Annotated in this window: 8 protein-coding genes; 2 read left to right on the forward strand and 6 right to left on the reverse strand. The window is 44.3% G+C overall.

The genetic code is table 11. The features are described 5' to 3' along the window. Positions 1–12: 12 nt before the first annotated feature. Positions 13–399 (reverse strand): VOC family protein, encoded by a 387-nt coding sequence (locus tag MHZ92_RS05120; protein WP_239430476.1) that lies wholly within the window; start codon positions 397–399, stop codon positions 13–15. A gap of 25 nt (positions 400–424) precedes the next feature. Continuing rightward, entirely contained in the window at positions 425–802 is a 378-nt protein-coding gene (locus tag MHZ92_RS05125; protein ID WP_239430477.1) for a GyrI-like domain-containing protein, read from the reverse strand. A gap of 306 nt (positions 803–1,108) precedes the next feature. Here MHZ92_RS05125 and MHZ92_RS05130 point away from each other — a divergent pair, with 306 nt between their 5' ends. Further along, positions 1,109–1,780, forward strand: a complete 672-nt coding sequence (locus MHZ92_RS05130) for a hypothetical protein (RefSeq protein WP_239430479.1) — start codon at positions 1,109–1,111, stop codon at positions 1,778–1,780. 40 nt (positions 1,781–1,820) lie between these two features. On the opposite strand, the gene MHZ92_RS05135 is transcribed toward MHZ92_RS05130, so the two are convergent. From MHZ92_RS05135 to MHZ92_RS05145, 3 genes are all read right to left on the reverse strand, one after another. Beyond that, positions 1,821–2,546 (reverse strand): amino acid ABC transporter ATP-binding protein, encoded by a 726-nt coding sequence (locus MHZ92_RS05135; protein ID WP_239430480.1) that lies wholly within the window; start codon positions 2,544–2,546, stop codon positions 1,821–1,823. 11 nt (positions 2,547–2,557) lie between these two features. Then, complete coding sequence (locus MHZ92_RS05140) at positions 2,558–3,190, reverse strand: amino acid ABC transporter permease (protein WP_239430516.1); 633 nt, start codon at positions 3,188–3,190, stop codon at positions 2,558–2,560. A 71-nt stretch (positions 3,191–3,261) separates the two neighbouring features. Further along, positions 3,262–4,074: a transporter substrate-binding domain-containing protein gene (locus MHZ92_RS05145; RefSeq protein WP_239430481.1), complete on the reverse strand. Its 813-nt coding sequence runs from the start codon at positions 4,072–4,074 to the stop codon at positions 3,262–3,264. Positions 4,075–4,545: 471 nt separating this feature from the next. Here MHZ92_RS05145 and mgtE point away from each other — a divergent pair, with 471 nt between their 5' ends. Continuing rightward, positions 4,546–5,904 carry a magnesium transporter gene (gene mgtE / locus MHZ92_RS05150; RefSeq protein WP_239430482.1) on the forward strand — a complete coding sequence of 453 codons (1,359 nt, stop codon included), beginning with the start codon at positions 4,546–4,548 and terminating at the stop codon, positions 5,902–5,904. Here the strand turns inward: mgtE and MHZ92_RS05155 are convergent. Next, the gene (locus MHZ92_RS05155; RefSeq protein ID WP_239430483.1) at positions 5,885–6,109 is read right to left on the reverse strand and encodes a hypothetical protein; all 225 of its coding nucleotides are present in this window, start codon (positions 6,107–6,109) and stop codon (positions 5,885–5,887) included. The two genes, mgtE and MHZ92_RS05155, sit on opposite strands and share 20 nt — an antisense overlap. Positions 6,110–6,219: the final 110 nt, after the last annotated feature.

Raw genomic sequence — 6,219 nt, forward strand, 5'->3', positions numbered from 1 at the left:
AACATTGACAGATCATAATTTTGGTTCAGCTGGGTCACACTGGGCTGTTAAACGATTTCCGTCCGGATCATAAAAATGCAAAAAACGATATCCTTCCGAATCGACTACAATCGGATCTACTTTTGCATTATTATCGTTTAAAATCTTGTACAGAGCGTCAATATCTTTCGTCTGAAAGCCGATGACACTATGTTCCACTCCGTCTTTTAAAAAGTTTGCGTTTGTATCCTCTGCTGTCTCTGACAGGAATAGCATCTGGCCAGATGGTAAGTTTACTTGGGCAAGCTTCTCTTCCTCACTATGCCATACTTTATGAAACTTTAAGATTTCCGAATACCAGTTCATCGAATGTGGGATATTTTTCACCGGAATTGCAACATATAAAATTCGGTCAACCATTCACTTTTCCTCCTATTTTTAAGGATTATGCAACTGGATCATGTAATAGTACGTTAATGATATGACGGCTTTGTTCATTGTCCGGACTGTACTCCTCTATCGACCATTTGGCAGGCACCCTTCTGTAACCCGCTTCCGCAATTTCCTCATGAAGATTTGCATACGCTTGGTGGAGATCCTTTGGTGAACCAACATGCGTGGCATATTTACTTGAATCTATTGAAAGACCTTCCAGACCATCTGCAACATTTTCAATCTCTTCAACTTGCAAACAGACCCAATAACCATCCTCAGAAGGTTGCGCATCCACTTTAAACAATCCGAATATGCGTCTTGGATCAATCGGTTGTACAATTTCCTTTGCACGGGTTTTTAATTCCTCGAACGCCTCTGGAATTTTCACTTAATAATCCTCCAATGAATCACATTGCAGACGAATGCCGACAAATTTCATTTCTCCCTTTTCAACGAATCGCATCCCCACACTTCCCCTTTACTTAGTATTTCTTTCATCATGACATAAACTGATATTTTTGAAAACTATTAATAGAACAGAAAATATTATTTACATGGCAGTATAAGAGTAGGTAAACTATCCTTACTTGTATGGTATAATTTGAATAGTCGTTCAATTATTACTAGGAGGACCTTATACCTTGCAGAAAGGCTAATATAGAAGCAACTGGCAAGTATAAGAGTAGGTGAACTGATGAAAAAACTAAAAAAAACTATAGTAGTCGTGTTTGTGATAAGCGGTTTATTCTTTGCCTATCATTTTCTCAATACAAATTCATGCATGCAGAAGGCGCCTCATTACAATTCTTTTTTGTTTTCATATAAACCAATAGGTCAATTTGAGATTGCTCAAAACAATGCAAGTGAATCGAGTGAAAAGAAGAATTACAAGCGATTTAAACATACCGAAGATGCGATGAAGGAATTTGGGAGATATGTACCGCTGCCCAAAGACGAGCCCTATTTTACGGAATGTACCTTTGGTGAAGTTACGTATAGAGATGGAGAACCGGTGCAGTTCACACATTTCGTCAACCATCGGGATCTGAAAATTAATGTCCGTAAGGGAGCTGAATGGAGATATAACGAACAGCTCACGTACGGCATGTATTATTATCGCGTCAGTAAAGAGCCTTTTACATATTCTTTGGAGGATTCGGAGTTGGAAGATGTAAAGACCATCCTTTTGGATGATGGAGTGGAGGCACTATTTAGTGTAAATCTGATGGAATGGAAGGATGATCGATTTTATTATCAACTTTTTCACAGAAACAGTTATCGAGAGCCTACTACTTTAACTTTTTTAGCCAATTCATCCCGTGTTAACATTAGTTATGTTCCCGAATGGGTGAATGAAATAGATTGAAATAAAAGCAGCCTCCCTTTACAGGAAGCTGCTTCTTCATTCACAGATCAACCATCTCCAAAAACTGTCGTGTCCGCTCGTTTGTGGAGTGGTTGAAAAACGTATCTGGGTCGGCATCTTCGATGATGCGCCCTTCGTCTAGCATGATGATGCGGTCGGCGACTTCTTTGGCGAATTTCATTTCATGTGTGACGACGACCATCGTCATGCCATCATTCGCCAAATCTTTCATTACCCCTAACACTTCCCCGACGAGCTCGGGATCGAGCGCGGATGTAGGTTCGTCGAAAAGAAGCGCTTTCGGTTCCATTGCAAGCGCTCGTGCAATGGCAACACGCTGCTTCTGCCCACCCGATAATTTATTCGGATAAACGTCAGCCTTATCAGAAAGGCCGACTTTGTCCAATAGGGCAAGCGCACGTTTTTTCGCCTTTTCCTTATCTTCCTTTTTGACGATTAAAGGTGCTTCTATTATATTTTCCAATACCGTCTTATGGGGGAACAAGTTAAAATGCTGGAACACCATGCCTACTTCTGCACGTACTTTCGATAAGTCGTGCTTTTTTCGATCAATTTTACGACCGTCAATGACGATGTCACCTGCTTGCGCCTTTTCTAGGAAATTGAGACAGCGCAGCAGTGTGCTCTTTCCGGATCCACTCACCCCGACGAGTACGACGACCTCGCCTGGATGGATGTCGATATCAATTCCTTTTAGCACTTCAAGATCGCCAAACGATTTATGGAGATTCTTTGTTTTAATCATCGTCTGCCTCCTTAAGATCCATCTACGTTCAGCCTGTTCTCATACAACTTCAACAACCATGTGAAAATGAGGACGAGGATAAGGTAGTACATTCCAACAACAAGGAATGTTTCGAACGGCATGAAGTTTGCCGCAGCTTCTCGGTTTGCCCGCGAGAACAACTCCGAAACCCCTATCAAATACACAAGGGATGAATCCTTCAATGTGATGATGAATTGGTTGCCAAGCGGCGGAATTGCACGTCGCAAAGCCTGCGGAAAAACAATTCGGCGCATCGCCTGTGTGCGATTCATGCCGAGAGCAAGACTTGCTTCTCGTTGACCACGGTCAATGCCTTTGATTGCACCTCTGAAAATCTCTGCAATATAGGCTCCATTATGAACACCAAGTGCAATTGCCCCCGCCCAAAAATTCGATAGGACGACAATCGAGGTGATTCCGTAATATAGGAACATAATTTGCACGATGAGCGGCGTCCCGCGAATAATCGTTATATATAAGTTAGCAATCGTCTGCAGAACTTTCGATCTTGATATCTTCATTAAAGCAAAAACGATACCAAATGCGGTTCCCAAAACAACTGCAATCGCTGTTACCTTCAGGGTGACAAGTACCGCTTCCAGGAAACCTGGATAGGTGTTCATAAATACTTCGTAGAATTTTTGTATTGTTTCAGGCACTAATCAATCCCTCTTTCCGCTTTAAAAATCCTTACTTATTCAAGTAGCTCCGCATTCTCCAAATCGATATCCAACAGATTCCGCCCGAACCACTTTTGCGAGATCTCTTCATAGGTGCCGTCATCGATTATTTCTTGAAGGGCTTTGTCAATCGCGTCACGGAGCTCCTCGTTATCCTTTTTCACCGCAATCGATGGCTGTTCGACCCATAGCGGGGTGCCGACCTCTTTAATGGCAAAGCCGTTATCTTGCGCTTCGAAACCAACAATATCCGCCGTAATAACGGCATCTAAACGATTTTCAACCGTCAAATCCTTCAGGGCGACGATATCGCTGCTATAGTACTGGATATCACCCTCTAGCTCCTTTGCCGGTTCTTCATATGTCGATTGGGCAATGACGCCGATCTTTTTCCCTTTTAAATCTTCCGGTGATTGAATGTCGTTATTGTCTTCTGCGACCCAGATCATCCCGCCGGAGTAATAATACGGTTGTGTGAAGGCCGCTTGCTCAGCACGCTTTTTCGTGTAGGCCATCGAGCCGATAATGGCGTCGTATTTATTAGAGACAAGTCCCTGGAGGATCGTTTCAAATGGGTTCGTCACCGGATTCGGCTCCAAGCCCATGCGCTTTGCAATCTCCGCTCCGATTTCCATATCGAACCCTGTCAACTCTCCGTTCTCCTCAAAGTTGAACGGCTTGTACAATCCACTTGCGGCATATGTCAATTTACCTTTTTCAACAAGGCGGTATCCGTCAGCATTTGCTTCGGTTTCGTTATCACCGCACGCCGCTAGCACTAATGTGGCCGCAATCAGTAAGAATAATAGCGTCTTCCATTTTCCCATCAATAAAACTCCCTTTTTCCCGACAAGATGCCGTCTTTTTTTGCTTACTAACTCCCTTTCCCTATCATTTCTGTGATAAACATCTATTTTCTGAATTAAGTAGTTAGGTGCATAAAGTGGAAAGTGCTGTAAACTTGCCAGCACAGACTCTACGGGAGGTTATCACCGACTCTCGTCGTATTACCACCGACTCGGGAGAATTTACCACCGCTAGACTACAATTCAGCTTGGAATTAGACCAGAGAGAATGGTAAAAACCTTTTATCACCACTTAGGAGAGAGTTATCACCACTCAGACGGACTTTATCACCACTCAGCGCAGCTTTATCACCACTCAGAACGGATTTATCACCACTTATGACCATTTACTCGAATCTAGAATACCCTTGCACTGTTTATGGAACTAGAAAGGAGGGGAATAGACGGGTTAGCTAGACTTTCAATTACATATAAAGAGAGGTGATGGGAGTCATGACGTTAAACGGCGATAAAGAAGAAGTCTTGCGGGGGATTGTCCACGTCTTAAAGGAAGGGCAAAAGGACACATTCCAGAAAATCATAGGCGAATTAACCCCGTATGAAACAGCCAGCTATTATCGCAGCTTGCCCCGTAAACGAAGGATTCTATTTTTAGAATGGCTCTCTATGGAACAGCTCGTGTCACTTCTCAAACACTTGACGCGGAATGAACAGTTGCGAGTCTTACAAAAAATCGGTCATGTCCGTTCTACAGAATTATTAGGGGTCTTGAAAAGTGATGACCTCGCCTATCTCCTGTCCGATTTGCCGAGTAAAGAGGTGGAGCGGCTCATTGCGCAAATGAAGGATGAAGAGAAAAAGTCGATACGCAAGAAGATGAAGTATCCAAAAAGGTCGGCTGGCAGGGCAATGATCAGCCAATATGTATGGGTACACGAATCGTATACGGTCGAAAAAACAATTAATAAACTGAAGAACTTCAAGGAGTTTGCGGATTACTTGAATTATGTATATGTCATCGATGATCAGAAGCGATTGAGCGGTGTCGCTTCCTACCGGGATCTGCTGCTGAGCGAACCAACTGAGGAAATTACAGATGTGATGACGACGGATATTGTAAAAGTTCATGAAACGACAAAGCAAAGCGATGTAGCCAAAATGATTGGGCAGCATGATTTCCTGTCGATGCCCGTTGTCAATGATGATGATATTCTCGTCGGCATTATAACGGCGGATGACGTACTCGACATTGTAATGCGGGAGGCGAATGAGGACATCGAAATGTTGCTTGCTTCCGGGAAGGAAATCGACTTCCATACGAAGCCGATTACTGCTGCTTTTAAAAGGCTGCCTTGGCTCGTCTTACTTCTATTTATCGGGCTCGTCTCCGGTAGCATCATTTCCAAATTTGAGGCAACACTCGAAGCAGTTGTCGCTTTGGCATTTTTCATGCCGATGATTGCAGGGATGACCGGAAATACAGGGACGCAATCTTTGGCGGTTGTCGTCAGGGGGCTTGTCACAGAGGAGTTAACGATGAAAAAAACGCTCCGCCTCATCTTCCGTGAACTACTTGTCGGGATTACGCTCGGAATCATTTGTGGAGCGATCATTTCAGTCATTGCCTATATTTGGCAAGACAGCTTTACACTTGGCCTCGTTGTCGGTGCCTCACTTGTCATAACGCTGATCATCGGAACGTTGGCAGGAACCATCATTCCACTCGTCTTGAATAAATTCAAAGTCGACCCTGCCATTGCATCCGGCCCGCTCATTACGACGATTAACGATATCCTGTCTTTGTTAATCTACTTTGGGATCGCGACGATGTTTATTTCGAAGTTGATGTAGAGTCTGTTGGTTTGGGCGCGGGGGCCTTCACTTCGGGCGTGCAACCCGTCACTTCGGGCGTACAACCGGTCACTTCAGGCGCGCAACCCGTCACTTCAGGCGTGCAACCCGTCACTTCGGGCGTGCAACCCGTCACTTCAGGCGTGCAACCCGTCACTTCGGGCGTACAACCGGTCACTTCAGGCGCGCAACCGGGTACCGTCAAGAAGTATGTGTAAAGCACAATCGCCGACAACTCAGCGGATTTTACATGGAGTGGCGGACATGTTAGCCTTGGCAGGCAAGGCCAGCATAATTGTTAGCTGGTGCCATGGC

This window comes from Sporosarcina sp. ACRSL, from assembly GCF_022346605.1.
Classification (GTDB): Bacteria; Bacillota; Bacilli; order Bacillales_A; family Planococcaceae; genus Sporosarcina.

What these genes read in the sequence shown, in the direction of transcription:
- MHZ92_RS05135 (WP_239430480.1), bottom strand. Translation starts at nt 2,546, where the DNA reads ATGATTAAAACAAAGAATCTCCATAAATCGTTTGGCGATCTTGAAGTG.
- MHZ92_RS05140 (WP_239430516.1), bottom strand. Translation starts at nt 3,190, where the DNA reads ATGAACACCTATCCAGGTTTCCTGGAAGCGGTACTTGTCACCCTGAAG.
- MHZ92_RS05120 (WP_239430476.1), bottom strand. Translation starts at nt 399, where the DNA reads ATGGTTGACCGAATTTTATATGTTGCAATTCCGGTGAAAAATATCCCA.
- MHZ92_RS05130 (WP_239430479.1), top strand. Translation starts at nt 1,109, where the DNA reads ATGAAAAAACTAAAAAAAACTATAGTAGTCGTGTTTGTGATAAGCGGT.
- mgtE (WP_239430482.1), top strand. Translation starts at nt 4,546, where the DNA reads ATGACGTTAAACGGCGATAAAGAAGAAGTCTTGCGGGGGATTGTCCAC.
- MHZ92_RS05145 (WP_239430481.1), bottom strand. Translation starts at nt 4,074, where the DNA reads ATGGGAAAATGGAAGACGCTATTATTCTTACTGATTGCGGCCACATTA.